This window comes from Mitsuaria chitosanitabida ATCC BAA-476 = NBRC 102408, assembly GCF_001598255.1.
In the GTDB taxonomy this organism is placed as follows: domain Bacteria; phylum Pseudomonadota; class Gammaproteobacteria; order Burkholderiales; family Burkholderiaceae_C; genus Roseateles; species Roseateles chitosanitabidus.
Map to the genome: position 1 here is coordinate 79,330 of NZ_BCYP01000006.1, position 25,348 is coordinate 104,677.

Consider the following 25,348-nt stretch of genomic DNA (forward strand, 5'->3'; position numbering starts at 1 on the left):
ACCGGCGGCATCGCCCGGTCCGAGCCCGAACGACGAAGCGCCCCGAGGGGCGCTTTTTCTTTGCCGGCGCCCGCGCGGCGCTCCTGCTCCGCGGCCTTCGCGACGCTCACTCCCGCTCGAGCTCCGGCGCCGACTTGAAGGGCTGATGCCGCTCCAGCTCGTCGATGTACTCGTCCATGGCCTGGCCCTCGCGCTCGAGGAAATCCGCCACCGCCTCCCGGAACTGGGGATGCGCCAGCCAGTGCGCCGAATGGGTGGCCACCGGCATCAGCCCGCGCGCCATCTTGTGCTCGCCCTGCGCGCCGCCCTCGAAGCGCAGCCAGCCGTGCTCCAGGCACCAGGCCAGCGGCTGGTAGTAGCAGGCGTCGAAGTGCAGGTTGGGGATGTAGCGCACCGAACCCCAGTAGCGGCCGTAGGCCGCCCGCTGCGTCTCGTCGATCGCCACCAGCGACGCGGCCACGCGGTCGCCCTGCTCGTCGCGGGCGAGGAACATCAGCCATTGCCCGGGCAGGTCCGCGGCCATGCGGGCGAAGAACTCGCGCGTCAGGTAGGGCTTGTTGCGGTGCGCGAGGTAAGTGCGGGTGTAGCACTCGTAGAAGAAATCCCAGTCCTCGGGCGTGATCGCCGCGCCGCGCAGCGGCTCGAAGCGCAGGCCGGCCTCCGCGACCTTGCGCTGCTCCTGCTGGATCTTCTTGCGCTTCTCGCGCTGCAGCGATTGCAGGTAATCCGTGAAGCGGCGCGGCACGCCGTCGCCCGTCCAGTGGAATTGCACCTGCTGGCGCGCCAGCCAGCCGTCGCCGGTGAGCGCGCGCTGGTCCCGCGCATCGCCGAAGAGCACATGCACGGACGAGAGTTCCGCCTTCGTCGCCAGCGCGCGCAGACCCTTCACCAGCCAGTCGCGCGCCGCGTCGTCGCGCGCCAGCAGCCGGCTGCCCGGCACCGGCGTGAACGGCACCGCGACCAGCAGCTTGGGGTAGTAGGCCAGCCCGTGCCGGTCGTAGGCCTCCGCCCAGGCCCAGTCGAAGACGTATTCCCCGTACGAGTGCCCCTTGAGATACGCGGGGCAGGCGGCGATCAGCTCGTCGCCCTCCCACACGCTGAGGAACTGCGCCTGCCAACCCTTCTTCGCCACCGCGGAGCCCGACGCGTGCATCGCCACCAGGTACTCGTGGCGCATGAAGGGCGAGGGCAAGGGCGCACGCGCCAGCAGCGCGTTCCAGGCGTCGCGCGGCAGCGCGGCGGGGTCGTCGTCGACGCGGATCAGCGGGACGGCGGCATCGATGGATTCGACGTCGGCGGCCGATGCGGATGTGGGGGAGGGAGAGCGGGCGGTCATGCGCGGGGGAGTCATGCGCGGTCGATCTTAGGGTCAAGCCCAAACCCCTCGCTTTGATGGCAGGATGCGCGCCATGCAAGCGACGACGATTTCTCCTCCCGCGCCTTCCTTCGACAACCTGTATGCCCATGACTTCGCGCGCATCGCCGTCGGCGTGCCGCTGTGTCGGGTCGCGGATCCCGTCTTCAACGGCGAGCAGACCGCGCAGCTGCTGCGCGAGGCGGCCGCCGACGGCGCCGCGGTCGTGGCGTTCCCCGAACTGGGTCTGGCCGCCTACACCAGCGACGACCTCTTCCATCAGCGCGCGCTGCTCGACGCCTGCGAGACCGCGTTGGCGCATCTGCTGACCGTCTCGCGCGACCTGCCGACGGTGGCTGTGGTGGGGCTGCCGCTGCGCATCGAGCATCGGCTGTTCAACTGCGCCGTCGTGTTCCAGCGTGGCCGCGTGCTCGCCGTTCTGCCCAAGACCTATCTGCCCAACTACGGCGAGTTCTACGAAGCTCGCCAGTTCAACGCCGCCGACGAGGCGTTCTCCGACGAGATCACGCTGCTGGGCCAGCGCGTGCCCTTCGGCACCCGGCTGGTGATCGCGGCCGCGGACATGCCGCTGCTGCGTCTGCACGTCGAGATCTGCGAGGACGTGTGGACGCCGATCCCGCCCTCGTCCTACGCGGCCCTGGCCGGCGCGACGGTGCTGATCAACCTGTCGGCTTCCAACGTCACCATCGGCAAGGCGGGCTACCGCCACCAGTTGGTCGGCCAACAGTCGGCGCGCTGCCTGGCGGCCTATGTCTACAGCTCCGCCGGCGCGGGCGAATCCAGCACCGACCTGGCCTGGGACGGCCAGGCCCTGGTCTACGAGAACGGCAGCTTCCTGGCCGAGAGCGAACGCTTCCAGCGCCGCTCGCAGCTGGTGTCGGCCGACGTGGACCTGGAGCGCCTCTCGCGGGAGCGCATGCGGCAGACCAGCTTCGGCGACTCGGTGCGGCACCATGCACCGCTGCTCAAGGCGTTCCGCACGGTCGAGTTCGAGCTCGGCATCGATCGCGCGCAGCCGCTGGCGCTGCGCCGTCGCGTCGAACGCTTCCCCTACGTGCCCGCCGATCGCGTCCGTCGCGACGAACGCTGCAACGAGGTCTTCCACATCCAGGTCCAGGCGCTGGTGCAGCGGTTGGTCTCGAGCGGCATCCACAAGCTGGTGGTGGGGGTGTCGGGCGGCCTGGATTCGACCCATGCGTTGCTGGTCGCGGCGCGGGCGATGGACCAGATGGGCCTGCCGCGCACCAACATCCTGGGCTTCACGATGCCGGGCTTCGCCACCAGCACCCGGACGCGCGACCAGGCCCTGCGCCTGATGCGCGCCATCGGTTGCGAAGCGCGCGAGATCGACATCCGCCCCAGCTGCGAGCAGATGCTCAAGGACCTCGGCCATCCGTACGCCGACGGGAAGCCCGTCTACGACGTGACCTTCGAGAACGTGCAGGCCGGCGAGCGCACCAGCCATCTGTTCCGCCTGGCCAACCACCTGGGCGCGCTGGTGCTGGGCACGGGCGATCTCAGCGAGCTCGCGCTGGGCTGGTGCACCTACGGTGTCGGCGACCACATGTCGCACTACAACGTGAACGCCTCGGTGCCCAAGACGCTGATCCAGTACCTGGTGCGCTGGGTCGCGGAGACGAAGCAGCTCGGCGAGGATGCGCACGGCGGCAGCGAGGTGCTGCTGGACATCCTGGCCACCGAGATCAGCCCGGAGCTGGTCCCGCAGGACGCCCAGGCCCAGGGCGGCAAGGATGCCGCGAAGGCGCTGCAGAGCACCGAGGCCCACATCGGCCGCTACGAGTTGCAGGACTTCAACCTGTTCTACACGATCCGCCACGGCTACGCGCCGGCCAAGATCGCCTTCCTGGCGCGTCACGCCTGGGGTGATCGCGAGCGCGGCGAGTGGCCGGATGGCGAGCACGTGCAACGCAACGAGTACCCGCTGGCCGAGATCAAGCGGGTGCTGCGCATCTTCGTGTCGCGCTTCTTCCGGGGGAGCCAGTTCAAGCGCAGCTGCGTGCCCAACGCGCCCAAGGTGGGCAGCGGCGGGTCGCTGTCGCCCCGCGGGGACTGGCGCGCGCCGAGCGATTCGGAGCCGGCGGTGTGGCTGGCGGATCTGGACCGGATTCCGGACTGATCCGCGGCATCCGTGCTTAAATCACCGCCAGTCCCCATCCCCACTCTCTCGCCCGGAGCCTCGCGATGAAACAGATCACCGCCATCATCAAACCGTTCAAGCTCGACGAAGTCCGCGAGGCCCTGGCCGAAGTCGGCGCCTCCGGCCTGACGGTCACCGAAGTGAAGGGCTTCGGCCGCCAGAAGGGCCATACCGAGCTGTATCGCGGCGCCGAGTACGTCGTCGACTTCCTGCCCAAGGTGAAGGTCGAGGTCGTGGTCAAGGATGACGAGGTCGAGCGCTGCATCGACGCCATCCTCAAGGCCGCCAAGACCGGCAAGATCGGCGACGGCAAGATCTTCGTCACCCCGGTCGAGCAGGTCATCCGCATCCGCACCGGCGAGCAGGACGAAGCCGCCGTCTGACGCGCGAAACACACGGTTCGCCAAATGGAAAGGGCGGGGCGCCAGTGGCGTCCCGCCCTTGTCTTTTGGGGCGATGAGGGGCTGCTCGATTTCAGTTCAGGTGCTGCCAGACGGCCGCGCCCCACACCCCCGCCGCGAGCAGCAGTGCCAGCAGCACCGCCGCGCTGGCGATGTCCTTGGCGCGCTTGCTGAGCTCGTGCAGCTCGAAGGAGACGCGGTCGATGGCGGCCTCGATGGCGGAGTTCAGCAGCTCCACGATCAACACCAGGATCAGCGTGCCGAGCAGCAGCGCCACCTGCACCCAGTCCTTGCCCAGCCAGAAGGCCAGCGGCGCGCCGATGATCGTCAGCCAGATCTCCTGGCGGAAGGCGCTCTCGCCGCGGTAGGCGGCCAGCAGGCCGTCCCAGGAATAGCCGGCGGCATGCAGGATGCGGTCCAGGCCGGTGCGGCCCTTGTGGGGGTTGCTCATCGTCGGAGAGAAAGAGGGGGAGTCAGGAGTCGACCGGCGTCGAGCCGGGCTTGGCGGCGCGCGCGGGCGGTCGCTGCGTGATCAGGCGGGTGCCGCAGATCACGTCATGCAGGAACTGGCGTTGCGGATGCAGCCGTGCCAGCAGCAGATAGGCCAGCACGCCGCCGAACAGCGCGCCGAAGATCACCAGCGAGCTGTGGTCGACGTCGAGCAGGTGGATGCTGGCCAGCGCCGGCAGGAACCACAGCCAGGAGGCCAGGTAACGGCCGAGGGCCCGCATCTGGGTCAGAGGGCGCCCCTGCTGGTCGACGACGCGCAGGTGCCAGGCCCGCATCGCGACCGTCTGGCCGCCGCGCGACCAGAACCAGATGAAGTAGATCCCCAGCACCATGAACAGGAAGGCCTGCAGGCCTTGGTGGCCGTTGAGCGCGTGGCGCTGCTGGGTCAGCGTGCTGTACAGCCAGCCGGCCACGAAGACGACGCCGAACAGCACGACCCCTTCATAGAGGAAGGACGCCATGCGGCGCATCAGGGCCGGCGGGACATCGCTCGCGGCAAACGGTGCGGAGGTCATCGCGGCAGTTTAGCGGCCGGCGACGTCGCGTTGCGGGAGCAGCGTGTGGGGATCGAGTCGGGCTTCCCGCGGTGTGCGCAGCGGGCGACCCGGGGCGCCGGAGGCGGCGGGCAGGGCGGGCTCGGCGCGCTGGTTCAGCAGCACCGTGGTCGCGCCGGGGCGGGCCTGCACGACGGTCGGGCCCGAGGACGTCACCGCCAGCGGGGCGCGCTGGATGGGTGCCTTGGCCAAGTTGGAGACAGGCAGCTCGCGGCGCTCGGATGCCTTTTCAGCGGCGCGCTCCGCCAGACGCTGGCGCTTCTCGGGCGAGAGCGCCTGATAGGCTTCCCACTTCTCCTGCAGCTTGGACTGCTGCTCGGAGCCGCGGAGCTCGCTGGCGTGCTGGTAGCCGATGCGCGCCTTCTGGCGCTCGACGGGCGACATGCGGGCCCACTCCACCATGCGTTCGCGCAGGCGCTGCTGGTGCTCGGGCGGCAGTGTCGAATAGCGGTTGGCGATCTCCAGCCACTTGCCCTTGCGGGCGCCGTCGAGTTGGTCCCACTCCTTGGACAGCGGGGCGAGCGCCTCGCGCTGCGACGAGGTCAGGGAGGCCCAGTTCTGGCCCAGGCTCAGCGGCGTCGGGCCGGTGAGGGCGGGCGTGCGGGCCGGCGCGGAGGCGCGCTGCGCCACGGAAGCGGCCGGCGCCAAGGGCACGGGAATGGGGATGGCCGTCTCGACCGGTGCCAGTGCGGGCGCCGAGGCGGCGTCGTCGGCCTGGACGGCAAACGACCCGAGCGCCAGTGCCGAGCCGGCGATTGCCAGCGTCAGGCGGCGCAACGGGCCGGGGGCGGAAGAGGATTGACGGGAAACGGAAGGCAGTCGGACCACGCGCCGGCTCACTGTTTGGCTTCGTCGGACTTCTTGTTGTCGTCGGCGCTGTTGGGGTCGTTCGGGTTCTCGTTCAGATACTCGCGGAAGCCCGGATCGCTGTAGGCGGCCGGCGGCAGCGGCTTGGACAGCATCTCGGTGTCCAGTTCGGCCGCGCTGCGGATCTGCTCGTACCACTGGCTGTGCTGGATCAGCAGCAGGCCGCCCAGCAACAGCAGCAGCGGGAGGATCGCCGCGGCCTTGAGCCAGCGCGGAGTCTTCTCGCCGCCGCCCAAGGCCAGCGTGCCGCCGCCGACCTCGCGGACCGACGAGGCGGTCTGGGCGGGCGCCGCGGCCCGTGCCACCATAGCCTTTGCGAGTGCTTGCTCACGTGCGAAGCGCAGACGTTCCTGGATGTCGCCAGAGAGATCTTCGCTGCGCTCGGCCAAGCCGGCGGCCACGCGCAAGCCGAATCGGGTCACGCGCGCGTCCAGTTCCTGGCGCGGCGTGCTTCCTGGCGTGTTCTTGTTCATAGCGTGATTCCCTTGGCTTTGAGCGTTTTCGCCAGCGCATGCACTGCGCGGGAGCAATGTGTCTTCACACTGCCCTCCGAGCAACCCATGACCGCTGCCGTCTCCGCGACGTCGAGTTCTTCCCAGTAACGCAGCAAAAAGGCTTCGCGTTGACGTGCGGGCAGCGCGGCAACCTCTTCTTCGATCATTTCAAGTGTCTGAACGCGCGACACCTCTTCCGCGGCCGACTGCGCGCCCATGGATCCTTCCTGCGTCTCCAGCATCTCCAGCAGGTCGAAGTCCTCGCCGGGCTCGCCGCCTTCGAAATCCGACAGGTTGCTGAAGAGCGCATTGCGCACCTTCTGCCGACGGAAATGGTCCATCGTGGCGTTGGACAGGATGCGCTGGAACAGCATCGGCAGTTCGGCCGCCGGGCGGTCGAAGTACTTCTCGGCCAGGCGGATCATGGCGTCCTGGACGATGTCCAGTGCGGCATCCTCGTCTCGCACCATGTAGACCGTGCGTTTGAAGGCGCGCCGGTCGACGGTCTTGAGAAAGTCGTTGAGTTCTTTGTCGGTGGCCAAAGGGCGGCGCCGCGAAGGGCGGTCGAGCAGGCAAAACGGCGCGGATTATCGCACTCGCGCTACAAATAGCCATCGCAGTTCGGGACCGATCCGGGTTTGCGTGCATAATCGGCCGCTCGCACACCGCAGTTTTTAAGTCTCAAGTAGGCCGCCCAACCGGGGCGCCCCTGTTTTTGACGCGACGTTTCAAGTCCGCCTCACAAGGGCGAGAGGAGAAGCACCGATGGTTTTTCGTCAGAGAAATTCTCAGAGGTTCGACATATGGACATGTCTGCCGCGGACATCAAACGTGCAGCGATCACGGAAGCTCGCTCACAACCGCACCCCCATTCCGTCAGTTCCGGTCAGGAACTGAATGGCTCCGAAATCCTGGTTCAGAGTCTTCAGGCCGAAGGCGTGAAGTTCCTCTGGGGCTATCCAGGCGGTGCCGTCCTCTACATCTACGACGCGCTCTACAAGCAGGACGCTATTCAGCATGTGCTGGTCCGTCATGAGCAAGCCGCCGTGCACGCGGCCGACGGCTATGCCCGCGCGACCGGCGAAGTCGGCGTCGCGCTGGTGACCTCGGGTCCCGGCGTCACGAATGCCATCACCGGCATCGCGACCGCCTACATGGACTCGATCCCGATGGTCATCATCACGGGTCAGGTCCCCACGCCGGCGATCGGCCTGGATGCTTTCCAGGAGTGCGACACCGTCGGCATCACCCGCCCGATCGTCAAGCACAACTTCCTGGTCAAGGATGTGCGCGACCTCGCGAGCACGCTGAAGAAAGCCTTCCACATCGCGCGCACCGGCCGCCCCGGCCCGGTCGTCGTCGACATTCCGAAGGACGTCTCGCTCAATCGCACCGCGTTCCAGTATCCGGAACGCGTGGAAATGCGCTCCTACAACCCGGTGAAGAAGGGCCACAGCGGCCAGATCCGCAAGGCGGTCCAACTGCTGATGGGCGCCAAGCGTCCCTACATCTACACCGGCGGCGGCGTCATCCTGGGCGAGGCCACGGCCGAGCTGCGCCAGCTGGTCGACCTGCTCGGCTACCCCTGCACCAACACGCTGATGGGTCTGGGCGCGATGCCCGGCACCGATCCGCGCTTCCTGGGCATGCTGGGCATGCACGGCACCTACGAGGCCAACATGACCATGCAGCACTGCGACGTGCTGCTGGCCGTGGGCGCGCGCTTCGACGACCGGGTGATCGGCAACCCCAAGCACTTCTCGTCGGTGGATCGCAAGATCATCCACATCGACATCGACCCCTCGTCGATCTCCAAGCGCGTGCGCGTGGACATCCCGATCGTGGGCGACGTGAAGGACGTGCTGCAGGAGCTGATCGCCCAGATCAAGGAAGCGCAGGCCCGGCCTGACGCAGACTCGATCAACGCCTGGTGGAGCCAGATCAACGACTGGCGCAAGCGCGACTGCCTGGCCTACAAGCAGTCCAATGAGGTCATCAAGCCGCAGTTCGTGCTGGAGACCCTCTGGAACCTGACCCGCGGCCGCGACGCCTACTTCACATCGGACGTCGGCCAGCATCAGATGTGGGCCGCGCAATTCCTGCGCTTCGACGAGCCGCGTCGCTGGATCAACTCCGGCGGCCTGGGCACGATGGGCGTGGGCCTGCCCTACGCGATGGGCATCAAGCTGGCCAAGCCGGACGCGGACGTGTTCTGCGTCACCGGCGAGGGCAGCATCCAGATGAACATCCAGGAGCTGTCCACCTGCCAGCAGTACAAGACGCCTGTGAAGGTGGTCTCGTTGAACAACCGCTACCTGGGCATGGTGCGGCAGTGGCAGGAGCTGGATTACGGCAAGCGCTACTCGCACAGCTACATGGATGCGCTGCCGGACTTCGTCAAGCTGGCCGAGGCCTACGGCCACGTGGGCCTGCTGGTGGAGAAGCCCTCGGACGTGGAGCCCGCGCTGCGCGAGGCGATGCGTCTGAAGGACCGCACCGTGTTCCTGGACGTGCGCACCGATCCGACCGAGAACGTCTGGCCCATGGTCCAGGCGGGCAAGGGCATCTCGGAAATGCTGCTGGGGTCCGAGGACCTCTGAGCAGGCCGACGGCTGGAAGCCGCCAGGCGCGACGCGCGTTACCGCGCGCGACGTGACCGGCGGCGGAAGGCCCGAGGCGCTCGGAGCGATCCGGCCCATTTCCATCGATCGAAGAGCGTGGCCAAGGGCCGTCCGGTTACCGCCGGCGGTCTGAAGAGCGCGAAGGACGAGACTTCATGAAACACATCATCGCTTTGCTCATCGAGAACGAGCCGGGTGCGCTGTCGCGCGTCGTGGCCCTGTTCTCCGCCCGGGGCTACAACATCGAGAGCCTGACCGTGGCGCCGACCGAGGACGCCTCGCTGTCGCGCATGACCATCGTGACCAGCGGCAGCGACGACGTGATCGAGCAGATCACCAAGCACCTGAACCGGCTGATCGAGGTGGTCAAGGTCGTGGACCTGACCGAGGGCCGCTACATCGAGCGCGAGCTCATGCTCATCAAGGTCCGCGCCGTCGGCAAGGAGCGCGAGGAGCTCAAGCGCACCGCCGACATCTTCCGCGGCCACGTGATCGACGTCACCGAGAAGACCTACACCATCGAGCTCACCGGTGATGCCGGCAAGCTCGACGCCTTCATCGACGCGATCGACCGCGGTGCCATCCTCGAGACGGTCCGCACCGGCACCAGCGGCATCGGCCGCGGCGAGCGCATCCTGCGCGTCTGACCGCCGACCCGATCCCGCGCCGCGACCGCTTCCAGGCTTCACCGATTCACCGCACACCGGACCGCCGCCCCGCATCCCGCAGCGAAGGTCCGTCACCCAACCCCACTGCCAACGGCACTGTTTTCCCCGGAGAGACCATCATGAACGTGTACTACGACAAGGACGCCGACCTCAGCCTCATCAAGGGCAAGAACGTCACCATCATCGGCTACGGCTCGCAAGGCCATGCCCATGCCCAGAACCTGAACGACAGCGGCGTGAAGGTCACCGTGGGTCTGCGCCGCGGCGGCGCGTCCTGGGCCAAGGCCGAAGGCGCCGGCCTGAAGGTCGCCGAGATCGCCGAGGCGGTGAAGGCCGCCGACGTGGTCATGATCCTGCTGCCCGACGAGCAGATCGCCGACGTCTACAAGAAGGAAGTCGAGCCCAACATCAAGGCGGGCGCCTCGCTGGCCTTCGCCCACGGCTTCAATGTCCATTACGGTCAAGTGCAGCCGCGCGAGGACCTGGACGTGTGGATGGTCGCCCCGAAGGCTCCGGGCCACACCGTGCGCAACACCTATCGCCAGGGTGGCGGCGTGCCCCACCTGATCGCCGTCTACGCCGACAAGACCGGCAAGGCGCGTGACCTGGCCCTGAGCTACGCCTCCGCCAACGGCGGCGGCAAGGCCGGCATCATCCAGACCTCGTTCCGCGAAGAGACCGAGACCGACCTGTTCGGCGAGCAGGCCGTGCTGTGCGGCGGCGCCGTCGAGCTGATCAAGGCGGGCTTCGAGACGCTGACCGAAGCCGGTTACGCGCCCGAGATGGCCTACTTCGAGTGCCTGCACGAGCTGAAGCTGATCGTCGACCTGATCTATGAAGGCGGCATCGGCAACATGAACTACTCGATCTCCAACAACGCGGAGTACGGCGAGTACGTGACGGGCCCGCGCGTCGTGACCGAGGCGACCAAGGACGCCATGCGTCAGTGCCTGAAGGACATCCAGACCGGCGAGTACGCCAAGTCCTTCATCCTGGAGAACAAGGCCGGCGCCCCGACGCTGATCAGCCGCCGTCGCCTGACCGCCGAGCACCCGATCGAGCAGGTCGGCGAGCAACTGCGCAACATGATGCCCTGGATCAAGGCCAACAAGCTGGTCGACAAGTCCAAGAACTGATCGACGGACATCGTCCTCGAAAGGCCGCGCGGGGTGACCCGCGCGGCCTTTTTCGTCGAGGGCCTAAGGTATCCTCCCGCCCCATGAATTCGACCCCGAACAAGAACGCCGACCTGCTCGACGAGGACGAGACCGATGTCCTCGACGCCCCGCAGCGCCCGCGCCACAAGGGCATCTATTTGCTGCCCAACCTCTTCACGCTGGCCGCGCTGTTCAGCGGCTTCTACGCCGTGGTGATGGGCATCAGCGGCCGCTTCGAGCAATCCGTCTACGGCATCTTCGCGGCCATGGTGCTGGACAGCCTGGACGGGCGCGTCGCCCGCATGACCAACACCCAGAGCACCTTCGGCGAGCAGATGGACTCGCTGTCGGACATGGTCTCCTTCGGTGCGGCGCCAGCGCTGATCATGTACTCCTGGGCGCTGCAGGGGCTGGGCAAATGGGGCTGGTTCGCGGCCTTCGTCTACGTCGCGGGCGCGGCGCTGCGGCTGGCGCGCTTCAACACCAACATCGCCGTGGTCGACCGCCGCTTCTTCCAGGGCGTGCCGAGCCCGGCCGCCGCCGCGCTGGTGATGAGCCTGATCTGGGCGCTGGACAGCGCCGGCTACAAGGACATCCATCGTGATCCGCAACTGGCCTGGCTGGCCTTCGGCTTCACGCTCTACGCTGGTCTGACCATGGTGACCAACGCGCCGTTCTACAGCTTCAAGGACATCACCTTCAAACGATCGGTCCCGTTCATCGTGCTGGTGGTGATCATGCTGGCCATCGCCGCGATCAACATCGATCCGCCGCGGGTGCTGTTCGGCGTGTTCTGTGCCTACGGCCTGTCGGGTTACGTCGTCTACGCGGTGCGCCGCGCCAAGGGCAAGCCGGCCAGCGTGATCGCCATGTCCACCGACGAGCCCGATGAAGCGGGCCTTCACCGATAGCGAACGCTGAGCGCGCGGCGTTTCGCCCATCGGCGTTGACGCGCGGCGCGGCGGCCTTTTATATTCAGTCCCCATGACGTTTCTGACCGCCACCGCGCTGCTACTACTAGGCGACCTTCGGGTTCGCTGATTTGCGCACGTCCGTCAGACACACGACGTTCATCCAGATCCAACGGCCCGATTGCAACTCGCAGCGGGCCGTTTTTCCATTTGGAGTCTGCGAGTTGCGCCCCTGAATCCACCAGGAACGCTCCCATGCTCAAGCAACCGCAGACCAAGTACCGCGCCTTCGCCCCCATCGCCCTCTCGGACCGCACCTGGCCCGACGCGCAGATCACGAAGGCGCCGCTGTGGCTGAGCACCGACCTGCGTGACGGCAACCAGGCCCTGATCGAGCCGATGGACGCGGAGCGCAAGCTGCGCATGTTCCAGATGCTGGTGAAGATCGGCTTCAAGGAGATCGAGGTCGGCTTCCCGTCCGCGTCGCAGACCGACTTCGACTTCGTGCGCCAGCTGATCGAGGGGGGGCACATCCCCGACGACGTCACGATCCAGGTGCTGACGCAGGCGCGCCAGCCGCTGATCGAGCGGACCTTCGAATCGCTGATCGGCGCCAAGCGCGTGATCGTGCATCTCTACAACGCGGTCGCGCCGGTGATGCGCCGCGTCGTGCTGAACATGAGCGAGGACGAGATCGTCGACCTGGCCGTGACGCACACGGCGATGATCCGCGAGATGGCCGATCGCCAGGCCGCTGAGACCGGCACGGACTTCCGCTTCGAGTACTCACCGGAGATGTTCTCGGGCACCGAGCTGAGCTTCTCCAAGCGCGTCGTCGACGCCGTTACCGCCGCCTGGGGCGCGACGCCGGAGCGCCAGATCATCATCAACCTGCCGACCACGGTCGAGCATTCCACGCCCAACATCTACGCCGACATGATCGAGTGGATGGGCCGCCACATCGAGCGCCGCGACAGCGTGGTCCTCTCGGTCCATCCGCACAACGACCGCGGCACCGGCACGGCCGCCGCCGAGCTCGCGCTGATGGCCGGCGCCGATCGCGTCGAGGGCTGCCTGTTCGGCAACGGCGAGCGCACCGGCAACCTGGACCTGGTCAACGTCGCGTTGAATCTCTACACGCAGGGCGTGCACCCCGAGCTGGACTTCTCCGACATCGACGAGATCCGCCGCTGCGTCGAGCATTGCAACCAGATCCCGGTGCACCCGCGCCATCCGTATGTGGGCGAGCTGGTCTACACCTCGTTCTCGGGCTCGCACCAGGACGCGATCAAGAAGGCCTTCGCCGCGCGCAAGGACGGCGACATCTGGGAGATCCCCTATCTGCCGGTCGACCCCAAGGACCTGGGCCGCAGCTACGAGGCGGTGATCCGCGTCAACAGCCAGTCGGGCAAGGGCGGCATCTCCTACCTGCTCGAGGCCGAGTACGGCATCGAGCTGCCGCGCCGCCTGCAGATCGAGTTCAGCCAGATCGTGCAGGGCGTGATGGACACGACCGGCAAGGAGCTGGGCGCGGCCGACATCTGGCAGATCTTCGACCGCGAGTACGGCGTCAAGCAGGCCCCCGCGATGGCGCCGCAGATCGATACCGCCGAGGACGGTCAGACCCGCGTGCAGACGCAGGCCGACCTGTGCGTGCGCATGGTCCGCATCGACGGCTCGGGCAAGGGCCCGATCGACGCCTTCGTCGAGGGCCTGAACAAGCTGCTCAAGACGCAGGTCCGCGTGCTGGACTATCACGAGCACGCGCTGGGCAGCGGCGCCGACGCGCAAGCGGTGGCCTACCTGGAGCTGCGCGTGGGCGAGGCCACGCTCTTCGGCGTCGGCATGGACGGCAACATCGCGTCGGCCTCGCTGAAGGCGATCGTGTCGGGCCTGCGCCGCGCGGCGCAGCGCGGCGTGCTCAAGCTCGCCGACCGCGTCGCCGCCTGATCGGCGACCTACACTCGACCATCGCCCGTCACGGGGCCTCGTCCGCGCCGCATCGCTTCATGTCGATGCGGCGTCGAAGTCCCGGCCCGTCACCGCAAGGAAGCCCCTCATGTCCGACCAGCTGATCATCTTCGACACCACCCTGCGCGATGGTGAGCAATCGCCCGGCGCGTCCATGACCAAGGACGAGAAGCTGCGCATCGCGCGGCAGCTGGAGCGCTTGAAGGTGGACGTGATCGAGGCGGGCTTCGCGGCCTCCAGCCAGGGCGACTTCGAGGCGGTGCGCGCCATCGCCGACGCGATCAAGGACAGCACCGTCTGCTCGCTGGCGCGCGCCAATGATCGCGACATCGCGCGCGCGGCCGAGGCGCTCAAGGGCGCGGCGCGCTCGCGCATCCACACCTTCATCGCCACCAGCGAGCTCCACATGGAGAAGAAGCTGCGCATGAGTCGTGAACAGGTGCTGGAGCAGGCTATCCAGGCGGTGCGCTTCGCCCGCAATCTGACCGACGACATCGAGTTCTCGCCCGAGGACGGCTACCGCTCCGACCCGGAGTTCCTGGCGCGCGTCGTCGAGGCGGTGATCCGCGAGGGCGCCCGCACCCTCAACATCCCGGACACCGTCGGCTACGCGGTGCCGGAGCTCTACGGCCACTTCATCAAGACGCTGCGCGAGCGGGTGCCCAACTCGGATCAGGCGATCTGGAGCGTGCACTGCCACAACGACCTGGGCATGGCGGTGGCCAACTCGCTGGCCGGCGTGAAGATCGGCGGCGCCCGCCAGATCGAGTGCACGATCAACGGCCTGGGCGAGCGCGCCGGCAACTGCTCGCTCGAGGAGGTCGTGATGGCGGTGAAGACCCGCCGCGACTACTTCGGCCTGGACGTGCGCGTGGACCCGTCGCAGATCGTGCCGGCGTCCAAGATGGTCTCGCAGACGACCGGCTTCGTGGTCCAGCCCAACAAGGCGGTGGTGGGGGCCAACGCGTTCGCCCATGCGTCCGGCATCCACCAGGACGGCGTGCTGAAGGCCCGTGACACCTACGAGATCATGCGGGCCGAGGACGTGGGCTGGAGCGCCAACAAGATCGTGCTGGGCAAGCTCTCAGGCCGCAACGCCTTCAAGCAGCGGCTTCAGGAGCTGGGCATTCAGCTCGAGTCCGAGGCCGAGATCAACGCCGCCTTCATCCGCTTCAAGGACCTGGCCGACCGCAAGGCCGAGATCTTCGACGAGGACATCATCGCCCTGGTGATGGATGAATCCGTTGCCCAGGAGCCGGACCACTTCCGGCTGGTGGCGCTGGCACAGCGCTCCGAAATGGGCGAGCGGCCTCAGGCGCAGGTCGTGTTCGCGGCCGGCGAGGACGAACATCGCACGCAGAGCGACGGCAACGGCCCGGTCGACGCGGTGCTCAAGGCCATCGAGAGCAAGGTCCAAAGTGGGGCCGAAATGCTGCTGTATTCGGTCAGCGCGATCACCGGCGGAAGCACAGAATCGCAGGGTGAAGTCACGGTGCGCCTGCAGCATGCCGGTCGCGTGGTGAACGGCGTGGGGGCAGATCCCGATATCGTCGTCGCCTCGGCCAAAGCATATTTGAGCGCACTGAACAAGCTGCGGAGCAAGACGGAGCGGGTGGCGGCGCAAGGTTGACAGGGTGTCCGACAAAGGTCGCTGGACCGTATCGGATGCACGGATCGGCCCACTTTAAGAGAGTGAGCCAAGTCCTTGATCTTGCCGGTCTTTCCGTGATCCCCTACACTCGCGCCCACTGACCTGGGGACTGGATTGAAGACCATTGCGACATTGCTGTCTGGTGCCGCGCTCAGCGGCGTCATGTTGCTGACGGGTTTGACCGCCAGTCTTGCGCCGGTGCAAGCCGCGCAGGCGGCCACCGCGTCGTCCTCCAACACCAAGGCGAAAGCCAAATCCACCGCACGCAAGGCCAAGCCGGCCCCGCGCTCGCCCCGCAAGGTGGCGGCGCGCGCCGCGGTGCGTGAAGTGGTGCCGGCCAAACCCTCGTTCGGCCAGATGTACGGCCTGCACGACACCGAGGATCCGCTGGATCTGAAGTCGAGCGTCGCTTACGTGGTCGACCAGGACACGAACGAAGTCCTCTTCTCGAAGAATCCGTCCGCGGTGCTCCCCATCGCGTCGATCACGAAGCTGATGACGGCGCTGCTGGTGGTCGAGGCCAACCAGTCGATGGACGAGAAGCTGACCATCTCCGACGACGACAAGGACACCGAGAAGTTCACCGGTTCGCGCCTGGCCGTCGGCACCACGCTGACCCGCGGCGAGCTGCTGCACCTGGCGCTGATGTCCTCGGAGAACCGGGCCGCGCACGCGCTGGGCCGCAACTACCCGGGCGGTCTGGAGGCCTTCGTCGCCGCCATGAACGCCAAGGCCCACCTGCTGGGCATGAACGACACCCACTACGTCGAGCCGACCGGTCTGTCCAGCCGCAACCAGTCCAGCGCCAGCGACCTGGCCAAGCTGGTGAAGGTGGCGCACAGCTTCCCGCTGCTGCGCGAGCTGTCGACCTCGCCCGAGTACACCGTCGAGCTCGGACGCCGCATGGTGCGTTTCGGCACGACCAACGGCCTGGTCCGCAAGGGCGACTGGGACATCGGTCTGCAGAAGACCGGCTTCATCAACGAGGCGGGTCAATGCCTGGTGATGCAGGCGCAGCTCGCCGGTCGCAAGCTGATCATGGTGTTCCTGGATTCGGCCGGGAAGTACTCCCGGATCGGCGACGCCGAACGCGTGCGCAAGTGGCTGACCGGTGCCACGTCGCCGCTGGCCACGGCCACGGCCGTCACGCCGGCGATCGTCGCCAAGTAAGCGCCGACGCGAGCGCCCCGGCGCTCCCCCAATGAGAACGGGCCTTCGGGCCCGTTGTCGTTTCCGCTCGCCGAGTCTGGAAGCCCGCGGTGGCGCGGGCCGAGGCGTTCAGCCCCGGAATCCGAGGGCCGCCGAGATCCGCGTGGCGGTTTCCTTGAGGCGTGGCAGCCAGCCTTCCTCGAGCCGATCGGCGGGCGCCGAGATCGAGAGTCCCGCCACCAGCTTGCCCTGGTCGTCGTAGATGCCGGCGGCCATGCAACGCACGCCGAGTTCCAGCTCCTCATCGTCCCGTGCCACGCCGCGCTGCCGCACGAGCGCCATTTCGCGCTCCAGGTGCGCGACGTCGGTGAGGCTGTTCCGCGTGTGGCCGGAGAGGCCCGTCCGCGTCGCATAGGCGCGCACGCGCTGGGGGTCGTCGCTCGCCAGGAAGAGCTTTCCGACCGAGGTCAGATGCAAGGGGGCCCGGCCACCGACCGCGCGCACGACCTGCATGCCGCTGCGCTCGCTGTAGGTCCGCTCGATGTAGACGATCTCGTCGCCTTGGCGGACCGAGAGGTTGACCGGTTGGTGGGTGAGCTTGTGCAGCTCCCGCATGGGGCCGATGGCGGCCTCGCGCACGTCCAGGCGGGCCTTCACCAGATTGCCCAGTTCCAGCAGGCGCATGCCCAGCCGGTAGCTGCCGGCCTCGGGTCGGTCGACGAAGCGGCCCAGGGCCAGGTCGTTGAGGATGCGGTGGGCGGTGGACGGGTGCAGGCCGGTGGTCTCGCTGATCACCTTCAGCGACACGGGATCCTGATGCTGGGCCAGGACGTCCAGCAGCGCGAAGGTGCGCTCGAGGACCTGGATGGCGGGGGTCTGCAGCTCCTTGGACTTCATGGCGGACGATTGTGATGGATTTCTCTCGGGTTTTGCATGGCGAAACCGAGTGGAGGCTCTACCTGTCGCATTTGCTCCTCAACGAGGGCACGGCCAGTGGTTTTTGCGTTGTCGATGCCGCGAAACGCCCTTCAATAGGGCGCGGGCGACCGCGTCTGCCGCATGGCGGAACGCGCGGCGGCCAGTCCGCTGCGCACGGCGCCTTCCAAAGTGGCCGGATAGGGACCCGCGAGGTAGTCGCCGGCGGCCTGGAGGCCAGGAGCGATCACCGCGTCCGGCCGTGCAAGTCCGGGCGTGCAGGCGAAGGTGGCGCGCTTCTCGCTGAGGACGCGGACGATGCGCGGCTCGGTCTTCCAGACGAAGTGCCGCCTGGCCTGCGCCAGCGCCGCCTCGCCGGTGACGTCCAGGCCGCGCGCGACCCACGGCGCGGCACCGCTGACCACCAGGCTGAAGAGGCCCGGGGGGTGACCCAGTTGGCCGAGATCGAAGGCGAACTGCGCCGGCTCGGTCGCCGACTCGCGCAGCGCGACCATCGGCGCCGGCAGCGCCGAGCCGGCGCTCTCCAGATAGAGGGTCACGATGGGCTGGAACTCGAAGGCGCCAGTGACCGCGCTCCAACGCGGCGCGAGATCTCGGGTCAGGCGGGCCGCCTCGACCGAGCTGCAGGCCACGATGGCCTCGTCGAAGGTTTCGCCATCGACGGACCAGCCGCGGCCGTCGGCCTCGATGCGCTGCACGCGGCGTGTGTGGAGGCGGGCGCCGCGTCCGAGCAGCCAGGTCCGCGCGGGTTCCGGAAGCAGGGCGCTCAGGCCCTGTCGCGGCAGCAGCAGGTCCGCGCTGCCCGGACCGCTGAAGAGCGCGTCCTTCAGCACGCGCAGGAAGACCTGCGCGCTCGCCTGCATCGCCGGCGTGTTGAGCGCCGCCACGCAGAGCGGGTCGATCAGGTCGTCGCGGACCGCGCGGGGGAGTCCGGCGCACAGCTCGGCCACCGTCAGGCGCGGGTCGCAGCGGAAGCCGCGCAGCGTCCAGGCGCTGCTCGCCGCGAGGAAGCGCAACCGGTCGCCCAGGGACCAGGCCGCGCAGCCCAGCACGCCGCGCAGGAAGGCCAGCGTCGGCGGACCGGGCGGCAGCGTCAGCGTCTCGCGCTCCGGATAGCGCAGGCGAAGCGGCATGCGGCGCAGGGCCGCCTCGGGATCGACACCCACGCGCCGCATCAGCGCGAGGGACTCGGTGTAGGCGCCGATCAGGATATGCTGGCCGTTGTCGAGAACCGGTCCCGCGGACGTCGCGGGGAGGCCGGATCCGGTCGCGGCCTGGGTCGCGGCGCTCGCGGCGCCATCGGCCCTGCGGTCGGCGGTCGGCTGACCGCCGTCCAGGCTGCGGGCTCGCCCACCCAGTGTCGGGGCCATCTCGAACAGCGTGACCGCCGCGCCGAGCGATGCGGCTTCCACCGCCGCGGCGAGGCCCGCCCAGCCGCCGCCGATGATCGCCAGCCGCGTGCTCACGGCGCTCAGCGTCCGCGCCAGTTCGTCTTCATCGCGATCCAGAGCTTGCGCAGCGGCGTCAGCGAGATGCGCTGCTGCAGTACCTGGAACTGCTCCGCCTCGATCTCCCGCAGCAGCGTGCGGTAGATGTTGGCCATCATGAGGCCCGGCTTCTGCGTCTTGCGGTCGGCCTCGGGCAGCAGCGCGAAGGCCTCGTCGTAGAGCCGGTGCGCCCGCTCGGCCTGGAACTTCATCAGCGCCGTGAAGCGATCGCTGTAGCCCCAGGGCGCGTCGCGCTTGAGGATCTCGTTGGCCTTCACGTCGAAGCGCTGCAGCTCGCTCACCGGCAGGTAGATGCGGCCGCGGCGCGCATCGTCGCCGACATCCCGGATGATGTTGGTCAGCTGCATCGCCTGGCCCAGCTTGTGGGCGTACTCGACGGTGCGCGGATCGGTGCGGCCGAAGATGCCCGACGCCACCTCGCCGACCACGCCCGCCACCAGGTGGCAATAGCGCTGCAGGCCGGCGAAGTCCAGGTAGCGGGTCTGGTCCAGGTCCATCTGGCAGCCGTCGATCACGGCGAGCAGGTGCTCGACGCGGATGTCGTACTCGGCCACGTGCGGCATCAGCGCCTTCATCGCGGGGTGCGAGGGCTGGCCGTTGAAGGCGCTCATGACCTCCTTGCGCCACCAGGCCAGCTTGGTCGCGGCCACGCCGGGATCGGACACCTCGTCCACCACGTCGTCGACCTCGCGGCAGAAGGCGTAGAACGCCGTGATCGCCGCCCGCCGGGGAGGAGGCAGGAAGAGGAAGGCGTAATAGAAGCTGGAGCCGCTCGCGGCGGCCTTCTGCTGCACGTACTGCTCCGGCGTCGAGGCGCTGGACGTGGCGTCGGTGGTCTTGTCGGTCTTGGTGCTCATCGCGCCGTCCCCTCGCGGCGGGTGGTCATGGTCAGCGCCCGCCACAGCAGCGCGGGCGCGTCGATCGCGCCCAGCGTCGGCCGTCGCAGCAGGGCGGCGTGTCGCATCGCGTCGAGCTTGTCGAGGATGCGAAGGCCGCCTTGTACCACCAGTCGCAGCTCCCAGCCGGCACGGCCGGGGATGCGGTGGATCAAGGGGGCGCCGTCGGCCATCAGCGCGCGGGCCCATCCGGCCAGCTCGGCGATCAGCGCGCGAGCGGCCGGGCTGTCGCGCAAGGCCAGCAGATCCGGGCCCTCGACGCCGTGCCGGCGGCGGTCCGCCTCGGGGGCGTAGATTCGGCCACGGGGACCGTCCACGCTCATGTCCTGCCAGAAATTGATCAGCTGCAGCGCCGAGCAGATCGCATCCGAGCGTCGCAGCGACGCCACGTCGTCGATGCCATAGAGATGCAGCAGCAGCCGACCCACCGGATTGGCCGAGCGGCGGCAGTAGTCGAGCAGCTCCTCGCGCGTCGCGTAATCGGTCTTGACCAGGTCCTGCTCGAACGCGTCCAGCAGGTCCTCGAGCAGCGGGAGCGGCAGCCGGTGCGCGTCGATCGCCCGGGCCAGCGGCCCGAACACGGACGCCCAGCGCGGGGAGGTCGGGCGACCCGCGGCCGCGGCGCGCAGGTCGGCGCGGTAGTCGGCCAGGTCGCGCAGGCGCCGGGCGGCGTCGGCGTCGCCTTCGTCGGCCAGGTCGTCGGCGGTCCGCGCGAAGTGGTAGATCGCCACGATCGGGGGACGTAGCGCCGGCGGGCTCAGCCAGGAAGCCACAGGAAAGTTTTCGTAGTGCTCTATGCTCACGGCCGGCATTGTCCGCTGAGCGCGACACCGGTCCGTCGAAGTCGGGACCCGTGCGCGCGCCGCCGCCCGGCGCACCGTTCGCCCGGCCGGCGCCTCGGTCCGAGCCCGGGCCTCGTCCCGATCCGTCCATCACGCAGTACCCCCGGTGAACCGTACGCCGTCGGTTTGACACGTTCGGACCCGCTGAATACATTACTGACCGGTCAGTCAGTTACTTCGGTGCCCGGCGTCCGGGTGCCTGCTCTTGTCGAGGTGGTTCATGCCCCAACGGTCTCTCGTGTCCTGGTCCGCTCATTCCGCCGCGAGCGGATGGCGCCGCGCCCTGCTGGCGGCGGCGTCGGCGACGTCGCTGCTTGTGTTGGCCGCCTGCGGCAAGCAGGAAGCGCCCCCTGAACCCGAGCGCTATGTGCGCACGCTGGTGCTGACGCCGCAATCGGCCGGCCTGCAGCGCGAGTTCGCCGCCGAGGTCCGCGCCCGCATCGAGTCCCGCCTGTCCTTCCGCGTCGCCGGCAAGATCCTGGAGCGCCGCGTGGACCTGGGCTCGGTGGTCAAGCCGGGCCAGGCGCTGGCGCGCCTGGACAGCTCGGACCTGGTCCTCGCGCAGGAGGCCGCCAAGGCCGGCGTGCTGGCCGCCCGGGTCAACCGCGACCAACTGGGCGCTGATTACAAGCGCTACATCGACCTGCACCGCCAGGGCTTCATCAGCGCGGCCGAACTCGACCGCCGCGACGCCGCCTTCAAGGCCGCGCAGGCGCAGTTCGACCAGGCGCGCGCCCAGTCCGACGTGCAGCGCAACCAGGCGCAGTATTCGACGCTGGTCGCGGACGTCGCCGGCGTGGTGACCGGCATCGACGCCGAGCCCGGCATGGTCGTGGCCGCCGGCACGCCGGTGCTGCGCGTGGCCAACGACGGCCCGCGCGATGTCGTCTTCTCCGTCTCCGAGGACCAGGTCGCGCTGGTGCGCGCCGCCGCGGCCCGTCCCGACGGCCTGAAGGTCAAGCTCTGGACCGACGCCAAGGCCGAGCCGCAGCCGATCAAGCTGCGCGAGCTGGCCGCCGCCGCCGATCCGGTGACGCGCACCTTCCTGGTCAAGGCCGAGCTCAAGGACCAGACCGTCCATCTGGGCCAGACCGCGACCGTGATCCTGACGGGGACGCCGGCCGACAACGCGATCAAGCTGCCGCTGAGCGCGGTGATGGAATCGCAGGGCAAGAGCGCCGTGCTGCTGCTGGACGGCAAGACGATGACGGTGAGCCCCAAGCCGGTGACCGTCGTCGGCGCCGAGGGCAACGAGCTGATCGTGCAAGGCCTGGCCTCCGGCATGGAAGTCGTGACCGCGGGCGGCCATGTGCTGACGCCGGGTCAGAAGGTCAAGCGTTTCCGTCCGCCGGGCGCGCCGACCGAGCCCGCCGCGCCCGCGCCGCAGGCCTCTGCCCAACGCTGAGCGCCGGGAGCCATCGATGAGCAACCCGAGCCGCGCCGGTTTCAACCTCTCGCGCTGGGCGCTGGAGCACGCCCCGCTGACGCGCTACCTGATGGTGGTGCTGATGGTGCTGGGCTTCGCCGCCTACTTCCAGCTGGGCCAGGACGAGGATCCCCCGTTCACCTTCCGCGCCATGGTCGTGCAGGCCTACTGGCCGGGCGCCACGCCGCAGCAGATGGCCGAGCAGGTCACCGACAAGATCGAACGCACCCTGCAGGAGGTGCCGCACGCCGACAAGATCCGCAGCTACACCAAGCCCGGAGAATCGCTGACCATCTTCCAGGTCAAGGACAACACCTCGCCAGGCGAGGTGCCGCAGCTCTGGTACACGGTCCGCAAGAAGATCGGCGACCTCAAGGCCACGCTGCCGCAAGGCGTGCTGGGGCCGTTCTTCAACGACGAGTTCGGTGACGTCTACGGCTCGATCTTCGCGCTGTCCAGCGACGGGGGCTTCTCGCTCGAGGACCTGCGCCAGCAGGCCGAGGCGGTGCGTTCCGAGCTGCTGCGCGTGCCCGACGTGGCCAAGGTCGACCTCTTCGGCGTGCAGGCGGAGAAGCTCTTCGTCGAGATCTCGCAGAAGCGGCTGGCCGAGCTGGGCCTGGACTTCAACCAGGTGATCTCGCAGCTCAACGCGCAGAACGCGGTGGAGAGCGCCGGCGTGATGGACGCCGGCAGCGCCAACGTGCAGATCCGTGTCGAGGGCCAGATCAACTCGGTCCAGGCGCTGAGCGACTTCCCGATCCGCGGCGTCAACACCGCCACCGGCGCGGCCAGCAGCCTGCGTCTGGGCGACATCGCCAAGGTGACCCGCGGCTACGTCGATCCCGCCACCACCATGGTCCGCTACAACGGCAAGCAGGTCGTGGCGCTGGGCGTGTCCATGGGCAAGGGCGGCGACATCATCGCGCTGGGCAAGGTGCTGCAGACCACGGTCAAGCGCCTGCAGCAGCAGCTGCCCGCCGGCATCACGCTGCAGCAGATCCAGGACCAGCCCTCGGCGGTGAAGACCTCGGTGGGCGAGTTCGTGCACGTGCTGATCGAGGCCGTGGTCGTGGTGCTGGGCGTGAGCTTCATCGCCCTGGGCCTGCACTTCAAGCCGCTGCGCATCGACGTGTGGCCGGGCCTGGTGGTGGGCATCACCATTCCGCTGGTGCTGGCGATCACCTTCGTGGTGATGCTCTACGCGGGCGTGGGGCTGCACAAGATCTCGCTGGGCTCGCTGATCATCGCGCTGGGCTTGCTCGTCGACGACGCGATCATCGCGGTGGAGATGATGGTGCGAAAGCTCGAGGAGGGCTACGACAAGATGCACGCGGCCACGTACGCCTACGACGTGACCGCCAAGCCGATGCTGACCGGCACCTTGATCACCGCGGTGGGCTTCCTGCCCATCGGCCTGGCCAAGTCCACCGTCGGCGAGTACACCTTCGCCATCTTCGCGGTGACGGCGGCGGCGCTGGTGATCTCCTGGGTGGTGTCGGTCTACTTCGTCCCGTATCTGGGCGCGCTGCTGCTCAAGACGCGCGCCGGCCACGAGGGCGAGGCCCACGAGGTCTTCGACACGCCGTTCTACAACCGGTTCCGCCGCTGGGTCGCGTGGTGCGTCTATCACCGCTGGAAGACCATCGGCCTGACGATCCTCGTGTTCGTGCTGGGCCTGGCCGGCATGGGCAAGGTGCAGCAGCAGTTCTTCCCGGACTCGAGCCGCCCGGAGATCCTGGTCGACCTGTGGCTGCCCGAGGGCTCGACGATCAGCCAGAGCAATGAGGTCGCCAAGCGCTTCGAGGCCCGCATGGCCAAGGAGCCGCTGGTGGGCAGCATCGCCACCTGGGTCGGATCCGGCGTGCCGCGCTTCTATCTGCCGCTGGACCAGATCCTGCCCAACACCAACGTCAGCCAGGCCATCCTCCTGCCCAAGACCCCGGCCGACCGCGAGACCCTGCGCCGCAAGCTCCCCAAGATCCTGGCGGAGGAGTTCGCCGAAGTGCGCGGGCGCGTGAAGCTGCTGCCCAACGGGCCGCCGGTGCCGTATCCGGTGCAGTTCCGCATCTCCGGCGACGATCCGGCGCAACTGCGCCTGTACGCCGACCGCGCCAAGGAGATGATGCGCGCCAACCCCAACATGCTTGGCGTGAACGACGACTGGAACGAGGCGATCAAGGTCCTTCGCCTGCAGGTCGACCAGGACAAGGCGCGCGCGCTGGGGGTCACCAGCCAGAGCATCGCCCAGGCGGCGCGCATCCTCGTGTCGGGTGCGCCGGTGTCGCAGTACCGCGAGGCCGACCGCCTGATCGACATCGTGCTGCGCCAGCCCGTGACCGAGCGCGACACCCTGTCCGAACTGGCCAACGCCTACGTGCCGACGGCCTCGGGCCGCTCGGTGCCGCTCACGCAGATCGCCAAGCCGCAGTTCACCTGGGAACCCGGCCGCATGCACCGCGAGAACCGCCAGTTCACGATCACGGTGCAGGGCGACGTCATCGAAGGCCTGCAGGGCGCGACAGTGACCAACCAGGTCTGGCCCAAGCTCGACGCCATGGCCAAGGAGATGCCGCCGGGCTACTCGATCACCATCGCCGGCGCGGTGGAGGAGAGCAGCAAGGGCACCGGCTCGATCGCGGCCGGCGTGCCGATCATGCTGTTCGTGACCTTCACGCTGCTGATGCTGCAGCTGCACAGCTTCTCGCGGGCGATGCTGGCCTTCCTGACCGGCTTCCTCGGCATCGCGGGCGTGTCGGCGGCGCTGCTGATCCTGAACCGGCCGTTCGGCTTCGTCGCGCTGCTGGGCGTGATCGCGCTGCTGGGGATGATCCAGCGCAACTCGGTGATCCTGATCGACCAGATCGAGCAGGACCGCTCGCGCGGCGTGCCGGCCGCGCAGGCCATCGTCGAGTCGGCGGTGCGCCGGCTGCGGCCGATCGCGCTGACCGCGGCGGCGGCGGTGCTGGCGATGGTGCCCCTGTCGCGCAGCGTGTTCTGGGGCCCGATGGCCGTGGCCATCATGGGCGGCCTGATCGTGGCCACCGTGCTCACGCTGCTGGCGCTGCCGGCGATGTACGCGGCCTGGTTCCGCGTCGACCGCGACAAGCACGCCGGCGTCGCGCCCGCGGCGCACTGAGCCGGCCCGTTCCCGCGGCGAAACCGGACTGAACCGGCAGGGGTTTCTCCCGCCCGCGAGGGGTCGGAGAAACCCCTCATTCCTTGGCTACAATCGCCGGTTTCCCGGATCGCGGGA

The 25,348-nt window shown here is 68.4% G+C and carries 21 protein-coding genes; 11 read left to right on the forward strand and 10 right to left on the reverse strand.

Annotation, left to right across the window (positions count from 1 at the left end; genetic code table 11):
• Positions 1–106: 106 nt before the first annotated feature.
• Positions 107–1,336, reverse strand: coding sequence for a GNAT family N-acetyltransferase (locus tag MCHT01_RS03305; RefSeq protein ID WP_084451751.1), 1,230 nt, complete (start codon positions 1,334–1,336; stop codon positions 107–109).
• Positions 1,337–1,409: 73 nt separating this feature from the next.
• On the opposite strand from MCHT01_RS03305, the gene MCHT01_RS03310 reads away from it, so the two are divergent.
• Both MCHT01_RS03310 and MCHT01_RS03315 read left to right on the forward strand, forming a co-directional pair.
• A complete protein-coding gene (locus MCHT01_RS03310; protein WP_067062354.1) occupies positions 1,410–3,512 on the forward strand; it encodes an NAD(+) synthase in 2,103 nt (700 codons plus the stop codon).
• A gap of 65 nt (positions 3,513–3,577) precedes the next feature.
• A complete protein-coding gene (locus MCHT01_RS03315) occupies positions 3,578–3,916 on the forward strand; it encodes a P-II family nitrogen regulator (RefSeq protein ID WP_067062357.1) in 339 nt (112 codons plus the stop codon).
• A gap of 91 nt (positions 3,917–4,007) precedes the next feature.
• Here MCHT01_RS03315 and MCHT01_RS03320 read toward each other — a convergent pair whose 3' ends face one another.
• Genes MCHT01_RS03320 through MCHT01_RS03340 form a run of 5 tightly spaced genes read right to left on the reverse strand, consistent with a single transcriptional unit; the run spans position 4,008 to position 6,901 of the window.
• Positions 4,008–4,385 (reverse strand): diacylglycerol kinase, encoded by a 378-nt coding sequence (locus MCHT01_RS03320; RefSeq protein ID WP_067062359.1) that lies wholly within the window; start codon positions 4,383–4,385, stop codon positions 4,008–4,010.
• A gap of 22 nt (positions 4,386–4,407) precedes the next feature.
• The gene (locus MCHT01_RS03325) at positions 4,408–4,959 is read right to left on the reverse strand and encodes an RDD family protein (protein WP_067062366.1); all 552 of its coding nucleotides are present in this window, start codon (positions 4,957–4,959) and stop codon (positions 4,408–4,410) included.
• A 9-nt stretch (positions 4,960–4,968) separates the two neighbouring features.
• Entirely contained in the window at positions 4,969–5,826 is an 858-nt protein-coding gene (locus MCHT01_RS03330) for a DUF3106 domain-containing protein (RefSeq protein ID WP_169806090.1), read from the reverse strand.
• 8 nt (positions 5,827–5,834) lie between these two features.
• Positions 5,835–6,338, reverse strand: a complete 504-nt coding sequence (locus tag MCHT01_RS03335; protein WP_084451755.1) for a DUF3619 family protein — start codon at positions 6,336–6,338, stop codon at positions 5,835–5,837.
• Complete coding sequence (locus MCHT01_RS03340) at positions 6,335–6,901, reverse strand: RNA polymerase sigma factor (RefSeq protein WP_067062370.1); 567 nt, start codon at positions 6,899–6,901, stop codon at positions 6,335–6,337. The genes MCHT01_RS03335 and MCHT01_RS03340 overlap by 4 nt, the downstream gene beginning before the upstream one ends.
• Positions 6,902–7,162: 261 nt before the next feature.
• On the opposite strand from MCHT01_RS03340, the gene MCHT01_RS03345 reads away from it, so the two are divergent.
• The 7 genes from MCHT01_RS03345 to pbpG all read left to right on the forward strand — a co-directional run bounded on the left by MCHT01_RS03345 (position 7,163) and on the right by pbpG (position 16,508).
• Complete coding sequence (locus tag MCHT01_RS03345; protein WP_067062371.1) at positions 7,163–8,959, forward strand: acetolactate synthase 3 catalytic subunit; 1,797 nt, start codon at positions 7,163–7,165, stop codon at positions 8,957–8,959.
• A gap of 176 nt (positions 8,960–9,135) precedes the next feature.
• Positions 9,136–9,627: an acetolactate synthase small subunit gene (gene ilvN / locus MCHT01_RS03350; RefSeq protein WP_067062374.1), complete on the forward strand. Its 492-nt coding sequence runs from the start codon at positions 9,136–9,138 to the stop codon at positions 9,625–9,627.
• Between the two features lie 140 nt (positions 9,628–9,767).
• Positions 9,768–10,784, forward strand: a complete 1,017-nt coding sequence (gene ilvC, locus MCHT01_RS03355) for a ketol-acid reductoisomerase (protein ID WP_067062377.1) — start codon at positions 9,768–9,770, stop codon at positions 10,782–10,784.
• An 83-nt stretch (positions 10,785–10,867) separates the two neighbouring features.
• Positions 10,868–11,716, forward strand: a complete 849-nt coding sequence (pssA, locus tag MCHT01_RS03360; RefSeq protein ID WP_067062379.1) for a CDP-diacylglycerol--serine O-phosphatidyltransferase — start codon at positions 10,868–10,870, stop codon at positions 11,714–11,716.
• Positions 11,717–11,971: 255 nt separating this feature from the next.
• Positions 11,972–13,666, forward strand: a complete 1,695-nt coding sequence (gene leuA / locus MCHT01_RS03365; RefSeq protein WP_067062381.1) for a 2-isopropylmalate synthase — start codon at positions 11,972–11,974, stop codon at positions 13,664–13,666.
• A 109-nt stretch (positions 13,667–13,775) separates the two neighbouring features.
• Complete coding sequence (locus tag MCHT01_RS03370) at positions 13,776–15,317, forward strand: 2-isopropylmalate synthase (protein ID WP_067062384.1); 1,542 nt, start codon at positions 13,776–13,778, stop codon at positions 15,315–15,317.
• 183 nt (positions 15,318–15,500) lie between these two features.
• Positions 15,501–16,508 carry a D-alanyl-D-alanine endopeptidase gene (pbpG, locus tag MCHT01_RS03375; protein ID WP_084451849.1) on the forward strand — a complete coding sequence of 336 codons (1,008 nt, stop codon included), beginning with the start codon at positions 15,501–15,503 and terminating at the stop codon, positions 16,506–16,508.
• Positions 16,509–16,616: 108 nt separating this feature from the next.
• On the opposite strand, the gene MCHT01_RS03380 is transcribed toward pbpG, so the two are convergent.
• The 4 genes from MCHT01_RS03380 to hpnC form a co-directional block, all read right to left on the reverse strand.
• Positions 16,617–17,384 (reverse strand): IclR family transcriptional regulator, encoded by a 768-nt coding sequence (locus tag MCHT01_RS03380; RefSeq protein WP_067062389.1) that lies wholly within the window; start codon positions 17,382–17,384, stop codon positions 16,617–16,619.
• Positions 17,385–17,515: 131 nt separating this feature from the next.
• The gene (gene hpnE, locus MCHT01_RS03385; protein ID WP_148661360.1) at positions 17,516–18,889 is read right to left on the reverse strand and encodes a hydroxysqualene dehydroxylase HpnE; all 1,374 of its coding nucleotides are present in this window, start codon (positions 18,887–18,889) and stop codon (positions 17,516–17,518) included.
• 5 nt (positions 18,890–18,894) lie between these two features.
• On the reverse strand, positions 18,895–19,788 hold the full coding sequence (gene hpnD, locus MCHT01_RS03390) for a presqualene diphosphate synthase HpnD (protein WP_067062390.1): 894 nt from the start codon (positions 19,786–19,788) through the stop codon (positions 18,895–18,897).
• Positions 19,785–20,639 carry a squalene synthase HpnC gene (hpnC, locus tag MCHT01_RS03395; protein ID WP_067062393.1) on the reverse strand — a complete coding sequence of 285 codons (855 nt, stop codon included), beginning with the start codon at positions 20,637–20,639 and terminating at the stop codon, positions 19,785–19,787. Before hpnC ends, hpnD begins: the two co-directional genes overlap by 4 nt.
• A 250-nt stretch (positions 20,640–20,889) precedes the next feature.
• Here hpnC and MCHT01_RS03400 point away from each other — a divergent pair, with 250 nt between their 5' ends.
• Both MCHT01_RS03400 and MCHT01_RS03405 read left to right on the forward strand, forming a co-directional pair.
• The gene (locus MCHT01_RS03400; protein ID WP_084451757.1) at positions 20,890–22,074 is read left to right on the forward strand and encodes an efflux RND transporter periplasmic adaptor subunit; all 1,185 of its coding nucleotides are present in this window, start codon (positions 20,890–20,892) and stop codon (positions 22,072–22,074) included.
• Between the two features lie 16 nt (positions 22,075–22,090).
• Positions 22,091–25,231 (forward strand): efflux RND transporter permease subunit, encoded by a 3,141-nt coding sequence (locus MCHT01_RS03405; protein WP_067062396.1) that lies wholly within the window; start codon positions 22,091–22,093, stop codon positions 25,229–25,231.
• The last annotated feature ends 117 nt before the right edge of the window (positions 25,232–25,348 follow it).